The following is a 24,952-nucleotide window of genomic DNA, read 5'->3' on the forward strand; positions in this document are numbered from 1 at the left end:
AATGGTAGTGAATGGGACAACAAAAAAGCCTGAACGTATGATTCAAGAGTATGTTCCGGGTAAACAAGTGACGTTGGCGCACATTATTGCTAGTCCAGATAAAGATATTTATGCAAAATTAGGGCTAGATGACGATAATAATGCGTTGGGTATTTTAACGATCACACCTAGTGAAGCATCGATTATCGCCAGTGATATTGCAACTAAGGCTGGTAATGTGAAATTAGGTTTTATCGATCGTTTCAGCGGTTCTGTTGTTATTTGTGGCGATGTTTCTGATGTTGAATCAGCGTTGACACAAGTGATTGAAAAGTTGCATAGTATTCTTGATTTTTCGATACCGGCGATCACCCGTACTTAAAATAAAACTAAAATTAAATTATGACCATTCAAGTAATCCAAAGGAAACTAGTGAAACTCTAGTGCTGTACCCGCAACTGTAAGATGGACAATGCATATAACCACATTAATTTGGAAGGATATGCGGCGGTTGAAATCAAGTCAGGATATTTTGGTGAATGGATGTGCTAGCTTTTCCGGGAGTAGAAAAGCCGCAGCGTTTATTTGAGTTTATAAAAAGACGCAGCGGAAATCCCTCCGTTGCGCCTTTTTTTATCCTAATGTGTCTGAATCTGTTTACGATACTGGCTCGGTGAGGCGCCCACTGCCTTTTTAAAAGTTTTACTGAAATAGCTGGTTTGGGAAAAGCCAAGGCTATGCGCGATACTATCGACTGACCAAGTTGAATCTTGTAACAAAATTCGAGCGCGATCAATTTTCTTGTTATTAACGTAGTCGACAAAATTGATCTGCATTTCTCGTTTGAATAGCTTGCTTAAGTAGTAGCTGGATAGGAAAACGTGTTCGGCAACTTCATCAAGACTAATAACTTCATTGAGATGTTTATTGATATAGTCCAACGCCTTTTTGATTTCTGGTTTCACCGACTGTGTGGCGTGTTTAGTGTGGTGCTGTTTGGTAATTGAAAAATCAATTTTAGCAACCTGTTGTTTGTGATCAGCTGGTGCCGGGCCTATTTTGGCTTTGATTTTTGCGGGGACAGGGGCCGGTGCATCGACCTCAAAGGTACCATTAACAATATTTGATAAGTAATTGTTAATGATGATTTTCAGCAATTCCGCGCCAGATTTAATTTTACTTGGCTTAACAGTTGGTAAGTTAGCATAAGCTGCACTGAGAATCGGATCTTTGTGCCAATCCGTTTGCTCATTTAAAATGGGTTGGAACTCTGAGGTGTCATCAACCTTAGCTTGGCCACAAAGAATATAGCCGACGACCTGCTCATCTAACTTGATGGGATAAGAAAAGTCAATCAAACCAGCGTGGCAAATATATGGCTGTGATTGCTTAGCTTGAACGGCGCGCCGGCCACCAAACATATCACAGTTTTGACAAAGTTGTCGTGTTTTTTCGTTATTGCGCATTAACTGACAAAAAGGGGTGAAGCCATAGCCGTAAGTTAGTTCGTCACCACGCGTATCAACAAGAATCGTGGGTAGACCTGTTGCCTCAGCAAATTCACGTAAAATCTTATCGAGGATTTTCTGATTGTTACCAAAATAATTTTCCGGCTCGAGCATCTGATTACCTCCAAAATATTTTGTAAAAAAATAATTTACAATTAGCAATAAACAATAAATATAATTTTAAGTATAGTCTGAAATTGATAGTTAGTAAACCTTGACTGCAAGCGCTTAAGATAAATGTAAGTGTTTTTTTGCAGTGCAAGATAATACTAATTATACACTATCATTTTTTTGACAAAGCCCAGAATTCGGCAACAATGTCGCATTCTTTTTTTTTATACTAGAGTTTGTAAACAGTTACATTCCAATCTGAGGAGGAATCGTTATGCAACAAGAAGCTTTAGGCTTAATCGAAACACGTGGTCTCGTCGCGTCGATCGAAGCAGCTGATGCAATGGTCAAGGCAGCTAATGTCGAATTGACTGGTCAAGAAAAAATTGGGCAAGGCCTGATCACGGTTATGGTACGTGGTGATGTCGGTGCCGTTAAGGCCGCTGTCGATGCTGGTGTTGCGGCTGCAGAAAATGTTGGTGAAGTTGTTTCTAACTACGTCATTCCACGTCCACATACAGATGTAGAAAAGATTTTACCAACGCCAGGTGCAGTTGGTGATGGCGACGTCAACGTTGAAAATGATTAGTGATCGTTATGAAAGATGAATCTGAAATTATTGACCGCGTGATGGCGCGTATCTTAGCCAATAAGCCAGTATCTACTACTAAAGAAGATACGGCGAGCACGGAAAGTGAGGCCAGTAGCTTGGCGGCAGAAGGCAAAGCATTAACTGAATTTGTTGGTACCGCACCAATCGGTGACACGATTGGGTTAGTTATCGCTAATGTTGATACTGAATTAGCAACTGCAATGGGTTTAGATCCTAAATATCGTTCAATTGGTGTTATCTCGGCGCGGACTGGTGCTAGTCCCCAAGTGATGGCCACCGATGAGGCGGTTAAAGCAACTAATACAGAAGTTATTTCTGTTGAAATGCCACGTGATACTAAAACTGGTGCTGGTCATGGTTCCTTAATTACCATTGGTGGCGAAGATGTCTCGGATGTTCGGCGGGCCGTTGAAGTTGCCTTAGCTGCAACACCAAAGATGTTTGGCGATATTTACGCTAACGATGCTGGTGATATTGAAATGCAATATACTGCGCGTGCAAGTTACGCTTGTAACAAAGCATTCAATGCGCCACTTGGCCGTGCTTACGGACTGGTTTGTGGGGCGCCGGCTGGTATTGGCGTCATTATGGCTGATGTAGCTGCTAAAGCCGCTACAGTGGACATTATCTCTTATGCTTCACCTAGCAAGGGTACTAGCTTGTCAAATGAAGCCATGATCCATATTAGTGGTGATTCTGGTGCCGTTCGGCAAGCTGTAATTGCTGCACGCGAAGTTGGAATCAAGTTGTTGAGTACGATGGGTGCTGAACCAAAAAATCAACATCCTTCGTATATTTAATTGATAGTCATTTAAAAGAGCCATTATTTTAGGAGGTGGCAATTTGAACAATCTTGATCAATTAGCAAATAAAAAATTGACGGAATATGTTGGTAAAGCACCAATTGGCGATACGATTGGTTTAGTTATTGCTAACGTGGATCAGCAGATTTTGGACAATATGCATCTGGATAAAAAGTATCATTCATTAGGAATTTTAGGTGCGCGGACTGGTGCTGGCCCACAAATCATGGCCGCTGATACGGCTGTTAAAGCAACTAACACTGAAGTCGTTGATATTGAATTACCACGTGATACTAAGGGTGGTGGCGGTCACGGATCTTTAATCGTCTTTGGTGGCGATGATGTATCTGATGTCCGTCAAGCTGTTAGCATTGCGCTAGAAGATGTTAAACGGACTTTTGGTGATGTTTATGGTACCGATGCTGGCCATTTGGAATTCCAATATACAGCTCGGGCAAGCCAAGCTGTCCATAAAGCTTTTGGCGCACCATTAGGCAAAGCATACGGCTTAGTCTGTGGCTCGCCAGCTGCTATTGGTGTTGTAATGGCTGATGTTGCAGTCAAAACAGCAGCAGTTGAAGTTTTATCTGTTGCTTCACCAGCACATGGTACTAGTGTTTCTAATGAAGCCATGGTTCATATTACCGGTGATTCTGGTGCCGTTCGGCAGGCAGTTATTTCTGCTCGTGAAGTTGGTAAGGTATTATTAGCTAACTTAAGTGGTACTGAACCTAAGAACGACTTTCCATCATATATTTAATTAAGTGTTATCTAAAAGTTGTAATTCTGTGATCATTGTTTGTTGGTTACTTCAAAAATGATAGCGTAGTTATAAATATAGCTAATATCAGGTTTAACTTGTAAGTAAGCAATTACAGATCAAGGAATTTATCCTAGTTTTAGAAGGAGGAAGCATACTTGAAACGTCAAAAAAGATTTGAGGAATTAGAGAAGCGGCCAATTCATCTTGACGGGTTTGTAAAGGAATGGCCTGAAGAAGGATTTATCGCCATGATGGGTCCTAACGATCCCAAACCGTCAATTAAAATCGAAAATGGTGTTGTCACCGAATTAGATGGTAAGAAACGCGCAGATTTTGATTTGATCGATTTATACATTGCCAAATATGGGATCAACTTGGATCGGGCTGAAGAAGTCATCCAAATGGATTCCGTTAAGATTGCTAACATGTTGTGTGATCCTAATGTTAGTCGGCAAGAAGTCATCGATGTTACCACTGCCTGCACACCAGCTAAATTGGAAGAAATCATCAGTAAATTAAACTTTGCTGAAATGATTATGGCAGCCCAGAAGATGCGTCCACGGCGTACACCAGCTACACAAGGCCATGTTACCAATATTCGTGATAACCCAGCCCAAATTGCTGCTGATGCCGCTGATGCTGCATTGCGTGGTTTCCCTGAAGAAGAAACAACAACTGCGATTGCTCGTTATGCGCCATTAAACGCCATTGCGATCACAACAGGTGCTCAATCAGCTCGTCCAGGTGTTTTGACTCAGTGTTCAGTTGAAGAAGCAGCCGAATTAAGTCTAGGCATGCGTGGTTTCACTGCATATGCTGAAACAATTTCTGTTTATGGGACTGACCCTGTCTTTACCGATGGTGATGATACACCTTGGTCTAAAGGATTCTTAGCTTCATGTTATGCTTCACGTGGCTTGAAGATGCGCTTTACTTCCGGTTCTGGTTCTGAAGTTATGATGGGCTACGCTGAAGGCAAATCAATGTTATATCTTGAATGTCGTTGTATCTTGATCACCAAAGCTTCCGGTGTTCAAGGTTTACAAAACGGTGGTGTTAGTTGTATTGGTATCCCTGGTGCCGTACCATCTGGTATTCGTTCAGTACTTGGTGAAAACCTTGTCTGCATGATGGTCGACCTAGAATGTGCTTCTGCTAATGATCAAGCCTTCAGTCATTCTGATATGCGCCGTACAGAACGGATGATGGGTCAATTTATTGCCGGTACTGATTACATTTCATCCGGTTATTCGACCACACCTAACTACGATAACGTCTTCGCTGGTTCTAACGTTGATGCACATGATTATGATGACTACTACGTTTGGGAACGTGATTTAGCAGTTAATGGTGGCTTACATCCTGTTCAGGAAGATGACATTATTAAGGCACGTAATTACGCTGCCAAAGCCGTACAGGCTGTCTTTGAAGATTTAGGCTTACCCGCTATCAAAGATGAAGAAGTTGAAGCAGCAACTTACGCTGATACCTCTAAAGATATGCCAGATCGTGATATGGTTGCCGATATGAAAGGTGCTCAAGATATTCTAGATCGCGGCATTACTGGTGTTGATATTGTTAAAGCATTAAACAACCATGGTTTCACTGATGTTGCAACTGCCTATTTGAACTTGCTACGTCAACGCTTGGCTGGTGACTTCTTACAGACTTCTGCTATTTTTGATGAGAATTGGAATGTTATTTCCGCCATCAACAATGCTAATGATTACAAAGGTCCAGGCACTGGTTATCGTCTTTGGGAAGACAAAGAAGAATGGGATCGGATCAAAGACCTTCCATTTGCCGTCGATGGTAAGAACGCTAAATTGTAATCGCTGGTTGCGTATTGCGTAATTAAGCATTGTTTACGGAAAAGGCCGTTTATCGGTCGATCCAACCTACTTAGTTGAAGGAGGAAATAACATGGCAGAAATTGATGAGTCATTACTGCGTGCCATCATCAAAGAAGTTTTGCAAGAAGTAGATACAAACGAAACTAAAATTGATTTCAGCGATAAAAATGGTAGTGGTGCTGCGACAGCAGTAGCCGCTAAACCAGAAGCTACTGATGCGCCTAAACCACTTTCTTGGTTCAAACATGTCGGCGTCGCTAAACCAGGTACATCTAAGGACGAAGTGGTCATTGGGGTTGAACCTGGATTTGCTGAACATTTAACTCATACATTGACTGGTCTGGATCACAAAGAAGTGCTCCGTCAGGTCATTGCTGGGATTGAAGAAGAAGGTCTGCATGCACGTGTCGTTAAGGTTTACCGGACTGCCGATGTTTCATTTGGTGGTGTTGAAGCAGATCATTTATCTGGTTCAGGAATTGGGATTTCAATTCAGTCTAAAGGGACAACTATTATTCACCAAGTTGACCAAGAACCTTTGTCTAACTTGGAATTATTCCCACAGGCACCAGTAATTGATTTGCCAACATACCGGGCAATTGGTAAAAACGCCGCTAAGTATGCGAAAGGCGAATCACCAGTACCTGTACCAACTGTCAACGACCAAATGGCGCGGGTGCAATATCAAGCACTTTCCGCACTAATGCATATTCGGGAAACTAAATATGTTGTTATTGGTAAACCAGCTGATGAAATTCAAGTAACGTTTGATTAGGAGGCGTTAAAAGTGGCAGAAATGGATGAATTAGTCAAAAAGATCATGGCCCAGATGCAACAGCAAAACGATGCGCCGACAACGCAGTCAACAACTGCTAGCGCACCAACAACCGCACCTACAAAAGAATTGGATGCATCAGATTATCCGTTATTTTCCAAGCATCCTGAATTGATCAAGTCACCAAGTGGTAAAGGTTTGGATGAAATCACTTTGGATGACGTTATGAAAGATAACGTTAAGGCTGACGATTTACGAATCACTAAAGAAACACTGCAATACCAAGGCCAAATCGCTAAAAACGCTGGTCGCCCCGCTATTCAGAAAAACTTTGCACGGGCTGCGGAATTAACTGCAATTCCTGATGAAAAGATTTTGGCTATGTATGGTGCTTTGCGCCCATATCGTTCTTCTAAACAAGATTTGGAAGACATTGCCAAAGAATTAGAAACTAAGTATAACGCACCAATTTGCGCAGCTTGGTTCCGGGAAGCAGCAACTAATTACGAAAGCCGTAAGAAGCTAAAAGGCGACAACTAGCACATACGAAAAAGGCGTTCTCCCATTAGCTTAATTTGGTGATCGATAGGCATTTTAACTATCGATCAGCAGTAAGCTTGGAATCTGTCTTTTTTGGTCATGTTTACGCTGACATAGTTGTAAAATGTTGGCGTGAATGCGTTAGTTTGTTACTGAAACGAGATTTTTATGTTAGGCTGATCTTGATTTTTGTAATGGTCCGTTCCGTTAAGCTGATAATAGCTGGGAAAGGACTTTTGCAATTAATCAAGGTTTACTAGCATGAAAATCAGGTTTAAATTCTGAGTAGGAGGAGTTCTCATGGAAAAAGTAATTGGTGTCGATATCGGGAACTCATCAACTGAAGTTGCTTTAGCCAATGTTGATACAGATGGTTCAGTTGAATTCATCGCTTCAGCTATTGCCGAAACGACCGGAATCAAAGGTACGTTGCGCAATCTAATTGGGATTCGCAGTGCGCTAAATGGTGTCTTGCATAAGGCTCATTTAGAAATGACCGACGTAGATTTGATTCGGGTCAACGAAGCAACACCAGTTATTGGTGATGTCGCAATGGAGACCATCACAGAAACCATTATTACTGAATCAACCATGATTGGACATAATCCGCGGACACCTGGTGGCTTAGGCTTAGGTATTGGTTATACAATTAACATTGTTGATTTGATTAAGCAAACGGATAAGGAACGTGGCTATATTGTTCTGATTCCGCGCAGTGTCGATTTTGCTGATGCTGCTAAGTTGATCAATATGTACATCGGTTGTGGTTATAAAGTCACCGCCGCCGTAATGCAAGGTGATGATGGTGTCTTAGTTGATAATCGTTTGGATACTAAAATTCCGATCGTCGACGAAGTTGCCTTTCTTGACAAGGTACCGGTTGATATGTTGGCTGCTGTTGAAGTTGCTGAACAAGGCCGCGTTATTTCCGAATTATCGAATCCTTACGGGATCGCAACAGTTTTTGGTTTAAATTCCGAGGAAACGAAGAACATTGTACCAGTTGCGCGGGCCTTGATAGGCAACCGTTCGGCAGTTGTCATCAAAACACCAAAAGGCGATGTTAAAGCGCGGGTCATTCCAGCTGGAACATTAGAAATTCATGGTGATAATGGTCGAACTGAAAAGGTTGGTATTTCCGATGGTGCAGATAAGATCATGAAGGTTATTTCCAGTTTCAAAACGATCGATGACGTTACTGGTGAAGCAGGCACCAATATTGGTGGTATGTTGGAGCGAGTACGGCAAACGATGGCAGAGTTAACTGGTAAACAATTAAATGAGATTGCCATTCAAGATTTACTAGGGGTCAATACCTCCGTACCAATCAACGTCAAAGGCGGGTTAGCTGGTGAGTTCTCAATGGAACAAGCTGTCGGAATTGCCTCGATGGTTAAGTCTGATCGGTTACAGATGTCACGAATTGCCAAAGAAATTGAAAAAGAACTCAACGTTAAGGTCGATATTGGCGGTGCCGAAGCTGAAGCTGCTATTTTAGGTGCTTTAACGACACCAGGGACTACCAAACCAATAGCTATTTTAGATCTTGGCGCTGGTTCAACCGATGCTTCAATTATCAACAAGGAAAATAAGATTGTGGCGATCCATTTAGCCGGTGCTGGCGATATGGTGACCATGATCATCAATTCAGAGCTTGGTTTGGACGATACTTACCTAGCAGAGGATATCAAGCGCTATCCGTTAGCCAAAGTGGAAAACTTGTTCCAATTGCGGCATGAAGATGGCTCGGTACAGTTTTTTGAAAAGGCTTTGCCGGCTGATATTTTTGCTAAGACAGTGGTTGTTAAACCAACTGGCTATGAACCTATTCCTGGTGAATTATCGATTGAAAAGATTCGTATTGTTCGGCAAACAGCGAAGAAACGAGTCTTTGTAGCCAATGCCATTCGGGCTTTGCAACATGTTAGTCCAACTGGTAATATTCGCGATATTCCATTCGTTGTCATCGTTGGTGGCTCAGCGCTTGATTTCGAAATTCCACAGTTAGTAACTGATGAGTTGTCTCATTATAACTTAGTTGCTGGCCGGGGTAATGTACGATCAGTCGAAGGGCCACGAAATGCTGTGGCAACTGGCTTGATTTTACGTTACGCCGATGAAGTAAGGGGGTAAGCTAATGGCAGTTAAACCTGTGATTGTAATCGCAAGCGGGAATGATGACCAACGCTTACAACCGTTGCTTCATGGTATTGAAGAAGAACAGATCCCATATGATATTCGTCCCTTAGAGACAGAGGGTTCATTGGCGCGTATTGCGCATGAAGCAGCAATTGCTTCACCGCTATCGGTAGGTATTGCGTACGATCAACAGCATATTGTTGTTCATTACAAAAACTTACCGGAAGCTGAACCACTATTTAATGAGACTTGGGGCGATGTTCAGAAGTTACGGGCACTTGGTGCTGATGCTGCACGTTTGGTCAAGGGTGTACCGTTTAAAAAGATAGAGGGAGGAACCGGCAATGAATGAAGCACTTGGCATGGTCGAAGTTATCGGATATGCCTGTGCCGTTAGCGTCGCCGATACAATGGTAAAAACTGCAGCCGTTGATATTCAAGGCTTGCAGCGCGCTAAAGGTTCTGGCTGGCTCACCATCAAAGTTACAGGTTCGGTTTCAGCAGTAGAGGCTAGTGTGAATGCTGGTACAGCACAGGCACAGCGTAATCATCTTTATGTTGCATCCAAAGTGATTGCTCGTCTGGGTACTGGCCTTGATTCAACTTTCCTGCCGCAACCGAAGCCACCGGTGACGCCAACACCAACGCCAGTAACATCGGCCGCACCGACAGTAGTGATCCAACCCGCTAGTGTAGCCAATTCGGTAGCATCAACGAGTACGAGTGCTATCGCTGAACCAAGCTCTGCGACGGCAACGTCAGCGGCTAATTCAGCGGCACCCAAGGCTACAGACCACTATACGTGTAACTTATGTAAAGATCCTGCTTGCCCACGCAAAAAAGGTGAGCCGCGCGCTTCATGTATTCATTTTAATGAAACTGAAGCTGAGCAAAAAAATAATTCAACACACAAAAAATAAGCTGCTTGCTAAGCCGTTTTTAGCAGCAACAAATTTTAAACAATAATCAGGAGGTTGTCATTATGAACAACGCATTAGGTATGATCGAAACAAAAGGTTTAGTCGCAGCAATTGAAGCAGCAGATGCTATGGTCAAAGCAGCTAACGTTAGCCTAACTGGTTACGAACGGATTGGTTCCGGTTTAGTTACAGTTATGGTTCGTGGTGATGTTGGTGCCGTTAAGGCTGCCGTTGATGCTGGTACTTCATCTGCTGAACAAGTCGGCGATGTTTACGCTTCATACGTTATTCCTCGTCCACACAGCGATGTTGAAAAGATTTTACCAAGCAGCACAGAAAAATAATTTAGATAAAAGCGGTGTATTGACTTATGAATGAAGAAGAATTACGTAAAGTTATTCGCAGAATTATTAAAGAAGAGACAGAACCAGGGATTCCAGTGGCTGTTTCTAACCACCATGTCCACTTAACTGAAGCGGATTACAAGGTCCTCTTTCCCCATGAAGAAATTTCACCGCGGAAATGGCTGACACAACCTAAAGAATATGCAGCTAACCAAGTGGTCACAATTGTTGGCCCAACTGGCAATGAAATTCAGCATGTTCGGGTTATGGGTCCATGTCGCAAACATTCGCAAGTTGAATTAGCACGGTCTGATGCCCGTACATTAGGTATCAATGTACCAACTCGTTTGTCAGGTGAACTTGATGGTACACCATCGATCAAAGTTAAGACCAACGACGGTGAAATCACGATTCAAGGTGTGATTGCAGCTAAGCGTCATATCCACATGAGTGATAAGGATGCAGCACGTTTTGGCGTTAAGTATGGTGAAACTGTTGAAGTTGCCATCGAAACTGATGGTCGGCGGACGATCTATGATGATGTCATTGCACGGCCAAATCCAGACTTTGTTTTGGAAATGCATATCGATGTTGACGAAGCCAATGCCGCATGCGTTGGACCTGGTACAGTTGGACATATCATTCCCAAAGACAAGCGAATCTAATCATTAAATGAAGAGGTGTACTCAGATGCAGACAGGAAAGAAACAGTGGTCGCTAGATACCACAAATCAAACATTGAAAGAGTTTGCTAAATTAGTCAATGGCGATAAAGCCGCCCGTAAAGTGCGCAAAAATGAGCCTTTGAAGGTTGGTGTGGATCTAGGAACATCTTCAATTGTTTTAACTGTTTTAGATCAACATGATCAACCCTTATATGGGGCATTTGAGTACGCCAAAGTTGTTCGTGATGGCATTGTTGTGGACTACATTGGATCAATTCAGATTTTGAAGCGATTAAAAGCGCAGGCCGAAAATGTGTTAGGCCAGACGTTAACCAGTGCTTGTGGGGCCATTCCCCCGGGTACTGGGGAAAATAGCGCTAATGTGGTGGCTAACGTGATTGAGGCTACAGAAATGGAAGCTAAGGAAATTGTTGATGAACCAACTGCGGCGGCGAAGTTTCTTCGCTTAACGACAGGTACGGTTGTTGACATTGGTGGTGGTACAACTGGTATTAGTGTCTTTAAGCAAAAGCGGTTAGTTAAGGTTGTTGATGAACCAACTGGCGGCTCGCATATGACATTGGTTCTAGCTGGCTATCATCACATTCCAGCGGACGATGCAGAACTCATGAAGCGTGACCCCAAGAAAGATAGCGCTAATTTCCCGATTATTCGGCCGGTTGTGGAAAAAATGGCGACAATTACTAAGAACGTAATGGCCACACAATTAGCTGAGCCAGTAATCGTGGTTGGTGGGGCGACTAATTTTAAAGATTTTGTCAAGGCCTTTAGTCATACATTAGGTCGTTCTGCCCTGAAACCTGCCTTTCCACAATTTGTAACACCACTAGGCATTGCCATGTACGATAAATAGAAATTTATTAGCGCACTGAGCTAATAAACAACCGTATTCAGTGAAGTAGAGCCATGTTTCAACTAGGCGGTTTGAGCCGTAGTTGAATGGACATCGCCCGAAACATAGAAGTTTATTAGCGCACTGAGCTAATAAACAACCGTATTTGTGAAGTAGAGGTGGTTGCGATGAATGAAGAACTCATCCAGCAAGTGCTGGCACGTTTAAAAAAACGCCAACAACAGAAGATCGATTTTTTCTATCAATCCGATCAGCCAGCACCAAGCGCAACAATCTATTATGATTACGCTAGCGTCACCGTTCAAAACGTTTCCCTTCCCTTGATTCGTGATCTTTATCGAATGGATACGACTAATCCTTGGGTACAGTGGTTATTGACTGGCCTTGGGTATCGTGTACAGATCACGTTAGCGGTTAGTTTTAAACAACTAGACTTTATCCCGTTACCAATGTTGACTGCGTGGGCCCTGAAGTTTAGGACTTATCAGCAACAACCAATCGTTGCGTTCGAGCAAACACAGATCACACGGCGTGACTTAGTTTTATTACCACAAAAAAGTGTTGTGCTAAAAACACATGCACAAAAAATTACAATGTTGGGGCAAGAAGAATTGGTCAAACGCCAGCTCGTCCTCCAAGAAAGGTCGAATCGCACATGTATATGGGAAAAGTAGTCGGTAGCGTGGTTTCCTCACAAAAGGATCCTTCGTTGATTGGCCGCAAATTAATGATCGTGCGCCAAGTTGATAGTAAGGGTAACCCGATGAATCGTGAAGAGGTTGCTGCGGATACGGTTGGTGCTGGTATCGGTGAATATGTTTTGATGGTTAAGGGTGCCGGTGCGCGCCATAGCTCAAAAGAAGATATGCAGCGCGACGTAATGGATGCAGCAATTGTTGGGATTATTGATCGTTTTGATCAGTGATGGATAGGGATGTGAATAATGGCAATCTATACTAAAACCGGTGATAAAGGCAGCACAAGTCTGTTTGATGGCGGCCGCGTTAAAAAGTATGATCTACGGGTTGAAACCTATGGGACTTTTGATGAGTGTAACGCTCAAATCAGTGTTGCTGAAAAATATTGCCAAATGCCTGAAAACAAAGAATTACTGAAACAAATTGAATACAAAATGTTCTTTCTCCAAGGTGAGATTGCAACTCAAGATACTGATAAATTCTACGGTAAAAGTCAACGAATCGAAGCAGAAGATATTCATCTGTTAGAACGGACGATTGATAAATATACCGCTGAATTACCACCAGTTGATACCTTTATTTTACCGGGTATGAGTTTGGCGGGGGCGCAGCTACATGTTTGCCGAACTTTATGTCGGCGAGCAGAGCGTCGGTTGGTTCAACTAAGTGAGACGGTTAAGTTCCGTCCTGAAGTTGAGCAATACGCTAATCGGTTATCTGATTTTATGTATATCATAGCGCGAGCGGAAGATCATTATGCGCAGCAACAGAAATTGGTTGATGAAGTTGTTAAACGCTACCGCAAAGCAATTGAATCAAAATAGAAACGAAGTGAGTCAGAGTGAATACAGAAGAAATTCGTCGAGTTGTTAAAGCCGTTTTGGCAGAAACTAACGCCGAACGTTTCTTTACTCGGCAAAACATGCAGCGGGTATTTGATGTTGCTGAGGCTAAGGCTAACGAGCTAAAAGTGGGCGTCACCATGTGTGTCGCCGATGAGGCTGGCAATGTGCGCATGATGTACCATATGCCTAATGCAAACATGGTATCACGGACTTTAGCGCCTAAAAAGGCATGGTCAGCGATTGCTATGAAAGAACCGACAATGCAGATTGGTCCCGATATTCAACCAGGTGGACCACTTTACGAAATGAGTGGTAATCTCGATGGCCGTTTGGTTTCATTTTCTGGCGGTATTCCATTGACTTGGAATGATAAAATTGTGGGTGCCGTCGGTGTTAGCGGTGGCTTAGTCGAAGAAGATCAACTGATCTGCGAAACAGCAGTCAACGCATTTTTCAAAGGAGACAAAGATAATGGCTAGTTTAGAAGAGCAAATTAGAAAGATTTTAGCAGAAGAATTACAAAGTGGGGCAACTGATAGTGCTCCAGCCGCTACTAACGGCGATCATGGTGTTTTCAAAACAGTTGATGAAGCAATTGCTGCGGCTAAAGCAGCACAAGAACACTTTGCTGACTGCACAATTGAAACTCGTGAAAAAGTTATCGATGCAATTAAAGAAGGCTTCCGGCCACATATCCAAAAAATTGCTGAAGATATTCTTGCCGAAACCGGTATGGGTACAGTTGAGGCCAAAGTTGCTAAGCTGAATAATGCTTTGTACAACACCCCTGGTCCTGAAATTTTACAACCAGAAGCTGAAACTGGTGACGGTGGTCTGATTATGTACGAATACGCACCATTTGGTGTTATTGGTGCAGTCGGCCCATCAACGAACCCTGCTGAAACAGTTATTGCCAATGCAATTATGATGTTAGCAGGCGGTAACACATTGTTCTTCGGTGCTCATCCTGGTGCTAAAAACATCACGAAATGGACGATTCAAAAATTAAATGAATTCGTTGAAAATGCAACTGGTTTAACTAACTTAGTTGTTACATTGGAAACACCATCGATTGAATCCGTTCAACAAATGATGCAACATCCTGATATCGCTTTGTTAGCCGTTACTGGCGGCCCTGGTGTTGTCCATCAAGCCATGATCAGTGGTAAGAAGACAATTGGTGCCGGTGCTGGTAACCCACCTGCAATTGTTGATGCAACAGCTAATCTTGATTTAGCCGCACATAACATTATTGATTCTGCTTCATTTGATAATGATATTTTATGTACTGCTGAAAAAGAAGTTGTTGTTGAAGCTTCTGTTAAGGATGAATTAATTCGTAAAATGCAGGCTGAAGGTGGCTTCTTAGTCACTGATCCAGCTGACATTCAAAAGCTAGTTGACATGACGATCACAGCTAAAGGGACACCAGATCGTAAGTATGTTGGTAAGGATGCAACCTTCATTATGGATGCAGCCGGTATCAGCTATACTGGTAAGCCAAAAGAAATCTTGTTGGAAGCAAAAGCTGATCATCCATTAGTAACAACAGAAATGTTGATGCCAATCTTACCAGTTGTTTGTTGCCCTGATTTCGCTAGTGCCTTGAAGACTGCTGTTGTTGTTGAAGGTGGCAATCATCATACTGCTTCAATTCATTCCGAAAACTTGCCGCACATCAATCAGGCAGCACATCGGATGAACACATCGATCTTCGTTGTTAATGGTCCTACTTATGCCGGCACTGGTGTTGGCCATACTGGGGCATCAGCATTAACAATCGCTACACCAACTGGTGAAGGTACGACTACAGCTAAGTCATTCACTCGTCGTCGTCGTTTGAATTCACCGGAAGGATTTTCACTGAGAAGCTGGAGGGATTAGTATGGAAAAAATTTCAATTCCAACTACGATCTATTCTGGTGACGATAGTTTGACCGTGTTGCAAACAGTCAAACAATCAGCAGTCCTGTTGGTTTGTGATCCATTCTTACCAGGAACACCTGGGTTGAAGTCGATTGAAGGCCAGCTTGATAGTAGTAATCAAGTCACGATTTTCTCTGATGTTAAACCTAATCCACCATTGACGAATATCATGGCTGGGGTCGAGGTCTTTAATCAGGTTAAACCACAAGTTATGATTGGTGTCGGTGGCGGTTCTGCAATCGATACAGCCAAGGCGATTCGTTTCTTCGGTGAAAAGCTGAATAAATGTGAAGTTAAATGTTTTATTGCTATTCCAACAACTAGTGGAACTGGCTCTGAAGTAACGAACACAGCGGTGGTTTCTGACGAAAAAAATGCCACTAAAATGCCAATTATTAAAGATCATTTAACACCAGATATTGCATTGCTTGATCCACGTTTGGTTATGAGTGCACCTGCTAGTGTTTCGGCTTTTTCTGGGTTAGATGTTTTGACCCATGCTTTAGAATCATTAGTTGCCGTCGATCCTGGCGCTAACGTGATTTCAACGGCCTTATCAGAAGAAGCTGTTGACATTATTGTGCATAACTTAGTCACTTGCTATCAACATCCTGATGATTATGAAGCACGTAAAATTGTGCATGAAGCATCGAATGCTGCTGGGATCGCCTTTAATACAGCTGGTCTAGGGATTGCTCATTCAATTGCTCATCAATTAGGTGCGCAGTTCCATATGCCACATGGTTTAGCTTGTGCCATGATGTTGCCATTAGTGATCGAATTCAACGCTCAAGATCCTAAAGTTCGCGCAAAGTATTGTAAAGCTGCAGTTAAGGCTGGCATTGGTAATGCTAACTTAAGCCCACGCCTAGAGGTTAAACGCCTGCAAAATACGATTTATAAGATGATGGATCAAATGAGGTGCCCACGGACTTTGAAGGCCTTCGGGATTGACCCAGCTGAAGCTAAAGCAAAAACTGATGTCGTTGTTAAAGCAGCACGGGCCGATGGTACCTTCCCTGGTAACCCAATCGTTCCAACAGACGAACAGTTAGCAGCCGTTTACCAAGCAGTGATTGGTTAAAAATCAAACGGCGGTTAAACTAACTGCCGAACCTGTATGGAACAGAGGAGGGTTATGTTTATGGATGCCTATTTAGGTGAGTTTGTTGGCACCATGATCTTGATTATTTTAGGTGCCGGTGCTGGTGCCAGTATCAACTTGAATAAAGCTTACGCTAAGGGGCAAGGCTGGTTGTATGTGGCCTTTGCTTGGGGTATGGCCGTTGCGTTTGGTGTCTATGTGGCTGCATCTTTTGGTGCACCAGGACATTTAAATCCGGCCTTTACCATTGCCGCAGCTATTTCTGGGATGATCAAATGGTCACAAGTAATAGGATTTATTGTTGCACAAATGTTGGGGGCATTTGTCGGCGCAGCAATCGTTGTTATTCATTTTTATCCCCATTTCAAAGCTAGTAAAAATGAAGCAGAAGGTAACACAGTTGGTATTTTTGCGACTAAGCCAGCTATCAACAATCCAGTTTTTAATTTTCTAAGTGAAGTTATTGCAACTTTTACGTTTACTTACATTACGTTTAATCTTGGTAATTTTACAACTGGCTTAAAACCATTTATTGTTGGCTTTGTTATCTTTGCAATTGGCGCCAGCCTAGGTTCGACCACTGGATATGCATTAAATCCAGCTCGTGACTGGGGTCCACGGTTTGCTTATACAATTCTACCGATTCCACACAAGACAGTAGCGCATTGGGAATATGCGTGGGTGCCAATGTGTGGCCCAATCGTTGGTGCAGCAATTGCCGCATTCTTGTTTAATCTACAGTAATTAAAATGTGGGGTATCAGGGAATTTAGCTCAAATCTAGTCTAGATTGGTAGCAACCAATCCTCTCTTAGTGAGCAACCTGAGCCTCACGTTTTTTATTTAATAAAATTTTGAGGTGATTCGATGTCTAAAAAGGTTATGGCGATTAATTGTGGTAGCTCATCGCTAAAATTTAAATTATATGAAATGCCCGCCGAAACAGTAATGGTCGAAGGGGTAATTGAACGTGTTGGTAAAGATGATGCAATTTTTAGTTACGATTATCAAGGTAAAAAGCACGAAAATGTACAACCGGTAGCTGATCATGATGTTGCCGTTCATTTGGTATTAGATACATTATTAGCAGAAAATATTATTGCTGATTACAATGAAATTGCTGGTGTTGGCCATCGCGTTTCCAATGGTGGTCGTTACTATAGTGACGCCACAATAATTGATGCCGATGTTGAAAAACGAATCGATCAACTAAGTGTATTGTCACCTTTACACAATCCAGTTAATTTGGTTGGGATCAAGGCCGTTGAGTCTGCATTACCACACGCCAAAGAAGTTGCTGTTTTTGATACAGCATACCATCACACAATGTCAAAAGTTAATCAAATTTATGGTATTCCGTATAAGTATTATGAAAAAGATGGCATTCGGCGGTATGGTTTTCATGGCCCAAGTCATAAATATATTGCCTTAAAGACAGCTGAATTATTCCCAGAAAAAAGCCAAAAAATCATTTCATGTCATATTGGTAACGGTGCTAGTATCACCGCTATCAAAGATGGCAAATCGGTGGTTAATTCGATGGGCTTTACGCCATTAGCTGGTTTGGTTATGGGTACACGCAGTGGTGATATCGATCCACAAATTATTCCTTATCTAGAACAGCAAGAAAATATGTCGGCGCAAGAAGTCAAGGATATGCTAAATAAGCAATCTGGTTTACTGGGCTTATCGGGTATTTCTAATGATGTACGTGATTTAGCTAAAATTGCCGGTGACGAATCTGATGCGCGGCACGAACGAGCTGATCTTGCCTTAAACGTTTTTGCACATCAAATCCAATTTTACATTGGTGCCTATGCCGCTGAATTGAATGGTGTAGATAGTATTGTCTTTACAGCTGGTGTTGGTGAGCATTCTGCCTTAGTACGCCAATTAGCTTGTCAAAATCTCGGCTATTTAGGGGTTAAAATTGATGATCAAAAAAATGAAGCTAATGCACTGTCAATTGAGACATCAGATAGCACAACTAAAGTATTAGTTATTCCAACTGATGAAGAAATTATGATTGCACGTGATGTTATGCGGGTAGCACAGTTATAATTTTTGCGAGTCTACATTGTAACCCAGTGTAGGCTCTTTTTGTACTATTTTGTGATTAACACTATTTTGCACTAAATGAGTATTAGCTGAAAGCGCTATAAAATATTATATTTTTTCACTGTTAGATAGTGTATGATGAACTTATCCGCTATAACAAGGAGGTGGACGATCGAATTTTGATCGTTAATTTATGAAGAAACCAATTTTTGTTGGGGCCATTGGCTGCGGTAAAACAACACTTTGCCAGCGACTACAAGGAGCGGCCCTTGATTATCGGAAGACACAAGCGGTAGAATTCTATCAGAACATGATCGACACACCAGGTGAATTTGTGGAGCATCATCAGCTCTATAATGCATTGACGGTGACGGCAGCTGAAGCAGATGTAATTGTTTTATTACAGAGTGTCAGCGACCGGCGGCAGACTTTTTCACCTGGTTTTGGCAGCATGTTCCCGAAACCAAAAATCGGCATTGTGACCAAGATTGACTTGGCTAAGGATCAGAAGCAGATCGATTGGGCGATGCAGCAGTTACGGATTGCTGGCGCAAAAAAGATTTTCTCAATTTCGGCTGCTGATGGCAAAGGCGTTCAAGCGATCATTGATTATCTTGGTATTAGTCAATCACAAACGGCATAATGCAGCACAATATAGGAGGACATTATGGTTAGAATTTATACAAAAACAGGTGACAAAGGACAGACGCGGATTATCGGTAAGCGAGTTGTTGATAAGGATGATGTACGGGTCAATGCTTATGGTTCCGTTGATGAATTGAATTCTTGGGTTGGCTATACTGATAGTCAATTGACAGAAAAAACGGCAGAATTACATGCCGAATTACAAGAAATTCAGCAGTTGTTATTTGATGCTGGTACTGATCTAGCGACACCAGCTGATGATCCTAAACATGATTACATTTTTGACGCTAAGTCGACTAAATGGTTGGAAGGCAAAATTGATCATTACACCGAAGTGGCACCGCCAGTTCAAAAATTCATTTTACCTGGTGGTTCACAAGTAGCTAGTGCGTTACATGTTGCACGGACAATCACACGACGGGCTGAACGTGAAGTTGTTTCTTTACAAGGAACAGCAGAAATTAATAAGGATGTGCTGGTTTTTATCAATCGTTTATCTGATTATTTCTTTGCGGTAGCGCGTTATGCCAATGTTTTAGAAGGTACTGAAGACGTGCTGTATCGTAATAGTCGGCCGGTATTTAGGTAGGCTAAGCCCGTTTATCATATTTTGTCGTCTTATCATTATATTAAATATTGTTCACTTACCCGCTGGCCGTTACAAGGTTGGTGGGGTGCAGTATAATGAAAGTGTTATGGTTACAGTTTGATTGGAGAGGAGTATTAAGCAAATGAAGATTCGGAAACTAACCACCGTGGCTGTTTTGCTAGCCTTATGTGTTGTTGGGGCTAACGTTAAGCTAATGGGCTCAATTGCCTTAGATTCCTTTCCCGCCTTTTTAGGTGCACTATTATTCGGGCCATGGGTCGGGGCTTTTCTAGGGGCATTTGGTCATTTGATATCATCAATGTTATCGGGGTTTCCGTTAACAATACCGATTCATCTGATCATTGCCGCTTTGATGGCGATTTGTATGGCCGTGTTTGGTTTTATTCGGTTACGGCTAGGTAAATCGCGCTGGTATAGTATTTTATTAGCTGATGTCTGTGGTTATTTGATCAACGTCCCACTGGATTTATTATTCTTGTATCCATTGATGCATCAAGCGGTAATTGCGTTGTTTATTCCGTTGACCATTGCCACTGTGGCTAATTTAGTGTTAACAGAAGTCGTTTATGTGGCTTTACCACAGCGAATCAAGTCGTTAAGCTTTCTTGGGGTGACAAGATGAAGGTTGCACATCATGGCGGTAATTTAGCTGCAGTTAGTCGGACACAGTCAGTTTCGCTGCAACAGCTAGTTGACTTTAGTGCCAATATTAATCCATTAGGTTTGGCACCAGAACTGCGTCAGTTACTGACGACTGGGCTAGACGAACTGACTCAATATCCAGATACAACTTACTTTACTTTACGGACACAATTAAGTCAGCATTTTCAGGTGCCAGTTGATTGGGTATTTGTTGGCAATGGTGCAGTTCAACTTTTGTTTGACGTAGCGGCAACCTTAGCCATTAAAAATGTTCTGTTGTTAGCGCCAGCGTTTGCGGAATATGAGCGGGCGTTTACGCGAATTGGTGCGACGGTGACTTATTTTGATTTACAGCCGGAGCAGCAATTTCGGATCGATGTTGCTGCGCTGATTGAAACATTGCGGCAACAGCCAGAGATCGAAGCAGTTTGTCTCGGTAATCCCAATAATCCAACGGGACAAGTTTTGAGCCGGCAAGCAATGCAACAATTACGAGCGTATTGTCAGCAACAACATATTTGGTTGTTGGTTGATGAGGCCTTTATGGATTTTTTGCCTGATGCAGCGGCAGTTAGTTTGGTGCCAACGTTACAGGCAAACGATTGCGTTGTGATTGTTCGTTCTGCAACCAAGTTTTTTGCGATCCCAGGTTTACGCTTAGGGTATGCGATCGTTCCCCACGTTCAATTAGGTCAGCGTTTATTGGCTTATAGCGAACCATGGGCTTTAAATAGTTTAGCTGATATTGCTGGGCAGCACATTTATCAATTAACGGATTATATCCAGCAAACGCGTCACTGGTTTGCTACTGAACAGCCTTGGTTGCAGGCCCAATTAGTACAGATCCCACAGTTGAAGGTTTTTCCTAGTCAGGTAAACTACATTCTTTTTTGGGCACCGCTCACTGATTTAGCTACTCGGTTAGTAAAATTAGGAATTGTGATTCGAACTTGTGGTGATTATCGGCAGCTAGATGAGCATTATTATCGAGTAGCGGTTAAGGATCATGGCGCTAACCTGCGCTTACTAGCGGCATTGAATCAGGTGCTGAATCAGTGAATTTACGATCAATAAGTGCCAGTTGTCCAGCTACTTGCGGCGAATTATTGCAGGGCTGGTTAGCTGGTTCAGAAAAATTAGTTGCTTACGGCATTGATTTAGCTAGTCAAGTGACGGCTGAATTAGTGCCAACATGGCCAGTAATTCCAGTAACACAACAAAAAATGTATCAGCTTTGTCGGTTGTTGTTGGGGTATTTGCAGCAGCCACACGCTAAAATCAGGTTAACCCGATCTAGTAAGATTCCAATCGGTAAAGGGATGGCTAGTAGTACCGCTGATTTAGTGGCGACTTGTCGTGCTGTTGCTAGATTATTCGAGTGTACGCTAACGGCTGCGGAAATTACCGCTTTATGTGTGCAAGTGGAAGCTAGCGATGCCTCTGCCTACTTGGCCCAAGGCTTAACCGTGATTGATGCGCATACTGGGCAGGTTTATTGGCAAACTGATTGGCGGCCACTATTTGCCAGTTTGATTTTGGAACCGGCACCGCAATTATCAACTGCACTGGTTCATCAGCAACTATCCGTGTTACAATTACAGAGACAGGCAGATGTGTTTGCACAAACCTATCAAGTTTTTGTGCAGGCTGTACAGACGCATTCATTATCGTTATTAGGTCAGGCAGCAACTCGCAGTGCCCAGCTACGACAACAGATATTGCCGAAACCATACTTTGCAGAAATTCAGCAGTTTGCGCAGACTCAGCCATTTTTTGGTTTAAATGTGGCGCATTCTGGCACGGTGATTGGTTTGTTGTTTGATCCGCAGCGAGTTGTTGCAAAAGTATTATTGCAGCAACTTAGGCAGCAACCGTTTAGTCGTTATTATCGAAGTTATATTCAAGTAACACAATTTAATTAAGACAAAATAAATGTTGATCAGAACCGGGAAAAAGGTGCAAAGCCTTTGCAGACCCTAGCTACTGTGATGTGGACGAACGCGACAAGACCCACTGGTAAATTTACTGGGAAGGGCAGCTAGTAGGATGAAACTAAGCCAGAAGACCGGCTGATCAACTACATGTTCGGGAAAACTTCTGAGGGTATTAGTTTTGCTATTTCTGGCGTACAGTCAAATACTGTCTTGCTGGGTAGTACAGCGCTTATCTTTTTTCAGATAAGCGCTTTTATTTTTCAGAAAATTTAATGGGTGGTGGCTAATTTGCGTAAATTAATGATCGCCGGCGTGACCAGCGGTGCTGGTAAAACTAGTGTCACGTTAGGCTTATTGAAGCTGTTGGTCCAGCAAGGTTATCAGGTGCAGCCATACAAGGTTGGGCCTGACTATGTGGATACTAAATTCCATACGCGGATCACGGGGCGGCCGTCACGTAATCTTGATAGTTTCTTAACACCACAGCGCGCGACCTTAGCTTATTTATTTAAACAAAAGACGGCGGATATTGATTACGCTGTGGTTGAAGGCGTGATGGGCTTATACGATGGCTTAGGCACGGATAAAGATTGTGCTTCTAGTTCGGCAATTGCCAAGCTACTGGATTTGCCAGTAGTACTGGTGTTGGATGGTAAAGCAACTTCCACGTCAACCGCGGCAATCGTTCAGGGCTACGTTAACTTTGATCCTGCGGTAAATATTGTCGGTGTGGTCGTCAATAATGTTTTAAGTGCCAATCATTTCAAATTGATCAAAGGTGCGATTGAACGTTACACCGATATACCAGTACTGGGTTGCTTACCGCGTGATCCACAAATTAGTTTGCCTTCGCGCCAGTTAGGTTTAGTACCAGATGCTGAATTAGCGAATATTGATCAGAAAATTGAACGCATCGCCAAGTTATTAGGTGACCATCTGGATTTACCACAATTATTAAAACTAGCAGCGTTGGATCAGACACCAGCGCAAGTACCTTTTCAGTTACCAAAGTATCAATTGCGCCTAGGTATTGCCCGTGATGACGCGTTTAACTTTTATTATCAGGATAATTTAGATTTACTACAGCGTTGTGGCGTAACCTTGGTGCCATTTAGTCCAATGCACGATCAGCATTTGCCAGCAGTCGATGCGCTTTATCTTGGCGGTGGCTATCCGGAAGAATTTGCCGCGGAATTAGCTAATAATCAGACAATGCGTCAAGCAATTGCTGATTTCTCACAACAGAATCGGCCAATTTATGCTGAGTGTGGTGGCTTGATGTACCTTGGTGAAAAGTTAAAAACGACTGCTGGTGAATTTCCGATGGTTGGCGTTTTAGCTGGTCATAGTGAAATGACACCACGGTTGAAGCGCTTTGGCTATTGTTATGCGACGGCACAACAAGATACATTGTTGGTGGCCAAGGGACAACGAATTGCGGGTCATGAATTTCATCATTCCCTTTTCCACGCAACGGGGGTGCAACCTTTACTTGAACTAACTAAGGAACGCGATGGTCAGGTTGTTGATCATTGGACTGGTGGCTATCAAGTTCGGCGGACCTTTGCTAGTTACGTTCACGTTCACTTTTATCAAAATCCACAATTACTGCAGCATCTTTTGCAGGAAATGGGGGCGGTGACCCGTGGAACTGATTAGTATGATTGGTCTAGCTTTTGTGCTTGATCTGCTGATCGGCGATCCTTACAGTTGGCCGCATCCAGTTAAAATAATGGGTCGTGCAATTGCGGCTTACGTTAAAAAGTTTGATCGCACCACACGTTCGCCACGGCAACTATTTTGGTCGGGCGTGGGGCTGTGGTTGCTGATTGTCGGCGGGACGGCCGTAATTGGGGGTGCAATTATGGGACTGACACAACACTGGTTTTGGTTGCATTATGCGCTTGGCGTTTACTTGTGCTACACCACTTTATCAGTTAAGGGATTGGCGCATGAAGGGCGCAAAATTCAACAGAGTTTGCAGAAACAACAGTTAAAGCAAGCCCGGCAGCAGGTCGGTATGATTGTTGGCCGTGATACGCAGCAATTGTCGGCGGAAGGTGTTTGCAAAGCCACCATCGAGACGATTGCGGAAAATACCAGCGATGGTGTGATCGCGCCGTTATTTTATCTTTTTATTGGCGGACCGGTACTGGGTTTGATTTATAAAGCCGTCAATACTTTAGATTCGATGGTCGGTTACCGTAATCAAAAATATCGTGATATCGGTCGTATTTCCGCGCAGCTTGACGATGTTTTTAATTGGCTACCAGCACGGCTGACCTGGTTATTCTTGTTGGCTGCAAGCTGGCTCTTGCGTTTAAATGTGCGTGGTGCTTGGCAAATTGGTCGGCGTGATCGACTGCAGCACTTAAGCCCAAACAGCGCCTTATCCGAGTCGGTGGTCGCTGGTGCATTAGATTTACGTTTAGGTGGGCCACACGATTACTTTGGCGAGCGTGTCGATAAGCCATTTATCGGTCGCGTTGACGCCCGCGCTGCAGTTGCTGCTGATATTGGCACTACGAATCAATTGCTTTATGTTAGTGCAATTTTAGGCTTACTAATTTTTGCCGGTTGCCGTTGGTTAATTTTTTAAAATT

29 protein-coding genes and 2 riboswitches are annotated in these 24,952 nt (G+C 42.9%); of the genes, 28 read left to right on the top strand and 1 reads right to left on the bottom strand.

From position 1 onward, the window contains the following. The first annotated feature begins 1 nt into the window (after position 1). Complete coding sequence (locus tag EKM80_RS03135; protein WP_125551669.1) at positions 2 to 361, top strand: BMC domain-containing protein; 360 nt, start codon at positions 2 to 4, stop codon at positions 359 to 361. Positions 362 to 401: 40 nt separating this feature from the next. Further along, positions 402 to 512: riboswitch (cobalamin riboswitch) on the top strand. 105 nt (positions 513 to 617) lie between these two features. Here the strand turns inward: EKM80_RS03135 and EKM80_RS03140 are convergent. After that, positions 618 to 1,601, bottom strand: a complete 984-nt coding sequence (locus EKM80_RS03140; protein WP_125551670.1) for a PocR ligand-binding domain-containing protein — start codon at positions 1,599 to 1,601, stop codon at positions 618 to 620. 271 nt (positions 1,602 to 1,872) lie between these two features. Here EKM80_RS03140 and EKM80_RS03145 point away from each other — a divergent pair, with 271 nt between their 5' ends. From EKM80_RS03145 to cbiB, 27 genes are all read left to right on the top strand, one after another. Further along, positions 1,873 to 2,187, top strand: coding sequence for a BMC domain-containing protein (locus EKM80_RS03145; protein ID WP_003677132.1), 315 nt, complete (start codon positions 1,873 to 1,875; stop codon positions 2,185 to 2,187). Between the two features lie 8 nt (positions 2,188 to 2,195). After that, the gene (pduB, locus tag EKM80_RS03150; protein WP_125551671.1) at positions 2,196 to 3,011 is read left to right on the top strand and encodes a propanediol utilization microcompartment protein PduB; all 816 of its coding nucleotides are present in this window, start codon (positions 2,196 to 2,198) and stop codon (positions 3,009 to 3,011) included. A 43-nt stretch (positions 3,012 to 3,054) separates the two neighbouring features. Further along, the gene (gene pduB, locus EKM80_RS03155) at positions 3,055 to 3,774 is read left to right on the top strand and encodes a propanediol utilization microcompartment protein PduB (protein ID WP_125551672.1); all 720 of its coding nucleotides are present in this window, start codon (positions 3,055 to 3,057) and stop codon (positions 3,772 to 3,774) included. 158 nt (positions 3,775 to 3,932) lie between these two features. Continuing rightward, a complete protein-coding gene (locus EKM80_RS03160) occupies positions 3,933 to 5,609 on the top strand; it encodes a propanediol/glycerol family dehydratase large subunit (protein WP_125551673.1) in 1,677 nt (558 codons plus the stop codon). Positions 5,610 to 5,700: 91 nt separating this feature from the next. Next, the gene (locus tag EKM80_RS03165) at positions 5,701 to 6,405 is read left to right on the top strand and encodes a propanediol/glycerol family dehydratase medium subunit (RefSeq protein ID WP_125551674.1); all 705 of its coding nucleotides are present in this window, start codon (positions 5,701 to 5,703) and stop codon (positions 6,403 to 6,405) included. Positions 6,406 to 6,417: 12 nt separating this feature from the next. Further along, the gene (locus tag EKM80_RS03170; RefSeq protein ID WP_125551675.1) at positions 6,418 to 6,945 is read left to right on the top strand and encodes a diol dehydratase small subunit; all 528 of its coding nucleotides are present in this window, start codon (positions 6,418 to 6,420) and stop codon (positions 6,943 to 6,945) included. A 300-nt stretch (positions 6,946 to 7,245) separates the two neighbouring features. Then, entirely contained in the window at positions 7,246 to 9,078 is a 1,833-nt protein-coding gene (locus EKM80_RS03175) for a diol dehydratase reactivase subunit alpha (protein ID WP_125551676.1), read from the top strand. A gap of 4 nt (positions 9,079 to 9,082) precedes the next feature. Further along, the gene (locus EKM80_RS03180; protein WP_125551677.1) at positions 9,083 to 9,436 is read left to right on the top strand and encodes a glycerol dehydratase reactivase beta/small subunit family protein; all 354 of its coding nucleotides are present in this window, start codon (positions 9,083 to 9,085) and stop codon (positions 9,434 to 9,436) included. Continuing rightward, positions 9,429 to 10,004: a BMC domain-containing protein gene (locus EKM80_RS03185; protein WP_125551678.1), complete on the top strand. Its 576-nt coding sequence runs from the start codon at positions 9,429 to 9,431 to the stop codon at positions 10,002 to 10,004. The genes EKM80_RS03180 and EKM80_RS03185 overlap by 8 nt, the downstream gene beginning before the upstream one ends. A 59-nt stretch (positions 10,005 to 10,063) precedes the next feature. Beyond that, positions 10,064 to 10,348, top strand: coding sequence for a BMC domain-containing protein (locus EKM80_RS03190; protein ID WP_318531431.1), 285 nt, complete (start codon positions 10,064 to 10,066; stop codon positions 10,346 to 10,348). A gap of 26 nt (positions 10,349 to 10,374) precedes the next feature. After that, on the top strand, positions 10,375 to 11,013 hold the full coding sequence (pduL, locus tag EKM80_RS03195; RefSeq protein WP_125551680.1) for a phosphate propanoyltransferase: 639 nt from the start codon (positions 10,375 to 10,377) through the stop codon (positions 11,011 to 11,013). Between the two features lie 25 nt (positions 11,014 to 11,038). Continuing rightward, positions 11,039 to 11,887: an ethanolamine utilization protein EutJ gene (eutJ, locus tag EKM80_RS03200; protein WP_125551681.1), complete on the top strand. Its 849-nt coding sequence runs from the start codon at positions 11,039 to 11,041 to the stop codon at positions 11,885 to 11,887. 167 nt (positions 11,888 to 12,054) lie between these two features. Further along, positions 12,055 to 12,561: a PduM family microcompartment protein gene (gene pduM, locus EKM80_RS03205; RefSeq protein ID WP_125551682.1), complete on the top strand. Its 507-nt coding sequence runs from the start codon at positions 12,055 to 12,057 to the stop codon at positions 12,559 to 12,561. Further along, positions 12,543 to 12,812 (top strand): EutN/CcmL family microcompartment protein, encoded by a 270-nt coding sequence (locus EKM80_RS03210; protein WP_125551683.1) that lies wholly within the window; start codon positions 12,543 to 12,545, stop codon positions 12,810 to 12,812. The genes pduM and EKM80_RS03210 overlap by 19 nt, the downstream gene beginning before the upstream one ends. Positions 12,813 to 12,830: 18 nt before the next feature. Then, positions 12,831 to 13,409 (top strand): cob(I)yrinic acid a,c-diamide adenosyltransferase, encoded by a 579-nt coding sequence (locus EKM80_RS03215; RefSeq protein WP_125551684.1) that lies wholly within the window; start codon positions 12,831 to 12,833, stop codon positions 13,407 to 13,409. Positions 13,410 to 13,426: 17 nt separating this feature from the next. Then, positions 13,427 to 13,909 carry a GlcG/HbpS family heme-binding protein gene (locus EKM80_RS03220; protein ID WP_125551685.1) on the top strand — a complete coding sequence of 161 codons (483 nt, stop codon included), beginning with the start codon at positions 13,427 to 13,429 and terminating at the stop codon, positions 13,907 to 13,909. Then, the gene (locus tag EKM80_RS03225; RefSeq protein WP_125551686.1) at positions 13,902 to 15,314 is read left to right on the top strand and encodes an aldehyde dehydrogenase family protein; all 1,413 of its coding nucleotides are present in this window, start codon (positions 13,902 to 13,904) and stop codon (positions 15,312 to 15,314) included. Before EKM80_RS03220 ends, EKM80_RS03225 begins: the two co-directional genes overlap by 8 nt. A gap of 1 nt (position 15,315) precedes the next feature. Beyond that, positions 15,316 to 16,440: a 1-propanol dehydrogenase PduQ gene (locus EKM80_RS03230; protein WP_125551687.1), complete on the top strand. Its 1,125-nt coding sequence runs from the start codon at positions 15,316 to 15,318 to the stop codon at positions 16,438 to 16,440. A 54-nt stretch (positions 16,441 to 16,494) separates the two neighbouring features. Then, entirely contained in the window at positions 16,495 to 17,205 is a 711-nt protein-coding gene (locus EKM80_RS03235; RefSeq protein WP_263853727.1) for an MIP/aquaporin family protein, read from the top strand. Between the two features lie 122 nt (positions 17,206 to 17,327). Beyond that, the gene (locus EKM80_RS03240) at positions 17,328 to 18,521 is read left to right on the top strand and encodes an acetate/propionate family kinase (protein WP_125551689.1); all 1,194 of its coding nucleotides are present in this window, start codon (positions 17,328 to 17,330) and stop codon (positions 18,519 to 18,521) included. A 190-nt stretch (positions 18,522 to 18,711) separates the two neighbouring features. After that, positions 18,712 to 19,161: a EutP/PduV family microcompartment system protein gene (locus EKM80_RS03245; protein WP_164509492.1), complete on the top strand. Its 450-nt coding sequence runs from the start codon at positions 18,712 to 18,714 to the stop codon at positions 19,159 to 19,161. Positions 19,162 to 19,185: 24 nt separating this feature from the next. Next, a complete protein-coding gene (locus tag EKM80_RS03250) occupies positions 19,186 to 19,752 on the top strand; it encodes a cob(I)yrinic acid a,c-diamide adenosyltransferase (protein ID WP_125551690.1) in 567 nt (188 codons plus the stop codon). A gap of 142 nt (positions 19,753 to 19,894) precedes the next feature. Beyond that, a complete protein-coding gene (locus tag EKM80_RS03255) occupies positions 19,895 to 20,395 on the top strand; it encodes an ECF transporter S component (RefSeq protein WP_125551691.1) in 501 nt (166 codons plus the stop codon). Beyond that, complete coding sequence (locus tag EKM80_RS03260) at positions 20,392 to 21,474, top strand: pyridoxal phosphate-dependent aminotransferase (RefSeq protein ID WP_125551692.1); 1,083 nt, start codon at positions 20,392 to 20,394, stop codon at positions 21,472 to 21,474. The genes EKM80_RS03255 and EKM80_RS03260 overlap by 4 nt, the downstream gene beginning before the upstream one ends. After that, positions 21,471 to 22,337, top strand: coding sequence for a GHMP family kinase ATP-binding protein (locus EKM80_RS03265; RefSeq protein WP_125551693.1), 867 nt, complete (start codon positions 21,471 to 21,473; stop codon positions 22,335 to 22,337). The genes EKM80_RS03260 and EKM80_RS03265 overlap by 4 nt, the downstream gene beginning before the upstream one ends. Then, positions 22,320 to 22,501: riboswitch (cobalamin riboswitch) on the top strand. (Overlaps the previous gene by 18 nt.) A gap of 136 nt (positions 22,502 to 22,637) precedes the next feature. Next, positions 22,638 to 24,008, top strand: a complete 1,371-nt coding sequence (locus tag EKM80_RS03270) for a cobyrinate a,c-diamide synthase (RefSeq protein WP_125551694.1) — start codon at positions 22,638 to 22,640, stop codon at positions 24,006 to 24,008. Beyond that, positions 23,995 to 24,948, top strand: a complete 954-nt coding sequence (cbiB, locus tag EKM80_RS03275) for an adenosylcobinamide-phosphate synthase CbiB (RefSeq protein WP_125551695.1) — start codon at positions 23,995 to 23,997, stop codon at positions 24,946 to 24,948. The genes EKM80_RS03270 and cbiB overlap by 14 nt, the downstream gene beginning before the upstream one ends. The last annotated feature ends 4 nt before the right edge of the window (positions 24,949 to 24,952 follow it).

It is taken from the genome of Loigolactobacillus jiayinensis (genome assembly GCF_003946445.1).
Taxonomy (GTDB): Bacteria; Bacillota; Bacilli; order Lactobacillales; family Lactobacillaceae; genus Loigolactobacillus; species Loigolactobacillus jiayinensis.

Coding starts and splice junctions, on each gene's coding strand:
- EKM80_RS03135 (WP_125551669.1), top strand. CDS start 2: ATGGTAGTGAATGGGACAACAAAAAAGCCTGAACGTATGATTCAAGAG.
- EKM80_RS03140 (WP_125551670.1), bottom strand. CDS start 1,601: ATGCTCGAGCCGGAAAATTATTTTGGTAACAATCAGAAAATCCTCGAT.
- EKM80_RS03145 (WP_003677132.1), top strand. CDS start 1,873: ATGCAACAAGAAGCTTTAGGCTTAATCGAAACACGTGGTCTCGTCGCG.
- pduB (WP_125551671.1), top strand. CDS start 2,196: ATGAAAGATGAATCTGAAATTATTGACCGCGTGATGGCGCGTATCTTA.
- EKM80_RS03165 (WP_125551674.1), top strand. CDS start 5,701: ATGGCAGAAATTGATGAGTCATTACTGCGTGCCATCATCAAAGAAGTT.
- EKM80_RS03175 (WP_125551676.1), top strand. CDS start 7,246: ATGGAAAAAGTAATTGGTGTCGATATCGGGAACTCATCAACTGAAGTT.
- EKM80_RS03180 (WP_125551677.1), top strand. CDS start 9,083: ATGGCAGTTAAACCTGTGATTGTAATCGCAAGCGGGAATGATGACCAA.
- EKM80_RS03185 (WP_125551678.1), top strand. CDS start 9,429: ATGAATGAAGCACTTGGCATGGTCGAAGTTATCGGATATGCCTGTGCC.
- pduL (WP_125551680.1), top strand. CDS start 10,375: ATGAATGAAGAAGAATTACGTAAAGTTATTCGCAGAATTATTAAAGAA.
- eutJ (WP_125551681.1), top strand. CDS start 11,039: ATGCAGACAGGAAAGAAACAGTGGTCGCTAGATACCACAAATCAAACA.
- pduM (WP_125551682.1), top strand. CDS start 12,055: ATGAATGAAGAACTCATCCAGCAAGTGCTGGCACGTTTAAAAAAACGC.
- EKM80_RS03210 (WP_125551683.1), top strand. CDS start 12,543: ATGTATATGGGAAAAGTAGTCGGTAGCGTGGTTTCCTCACAAAAGGAT.
- EKM80_RS03215 (WP_125551684.1), top strand. CDS start 12,831: ATGGCAATCTATACTAAAACCGGTGATAAAGGCAGCACAAGTCTGTTT.
- EKM80_RS03225 (WP_125551686.1), top strand. CDS start 13,902: ATGGCTAGTTTAGAAGAGCAAATTAGAAAGATTTTAGCAGAAGAATTA.
- EKM80_RS03230 (WP_125551687.1), top strand. CDS start 15,316: ATGGAAAAAATTTCAATTCCAACTACGATCTATTCTGGTGACGATAGT.
- EKM80_RS03235 (WP_263853727.1), top strand. CDS start 16,495: ATGTTTATGGATGCCTATTTAGGTGAGTTTGTTGGCACCATGATCTTG.
- EKM80_RS03240 (WP_125551689.1), top strand. CDS start 17,328: ATGTCTAAAAAGGTTATGGCGATTAATTGTGGTAGCTCATCGCTAAAA.
- EKM80_RS03245 (WP_164509492.1), top strand. CDS start 18,712: ATGAAGAAACCAATTTTTGTTGGGGCCATTGGCTGCGGTAAAACAACA.
- EKM80_RS03250 (WP_125551690.1), top strand. CDS start 19,186: ATGGTTAGAATTTATACAAAAACAGGTGACAAAGGACAGACGCGGATT.
- EKM80_RS03255 (WP_125551691.1), top strand. CDS start 19,895: ATGAAGATTCGGAAACTAACCACCGTGGCTGTTTTGCTAGCCTTATGT.
- EKM80_RS03260 (WP_125551692.1), top strand. CDS start 20,392: ATGAAGGTTGCACATCATGGCGGTAATTTAGCTGCAGTTAGTCGGACA.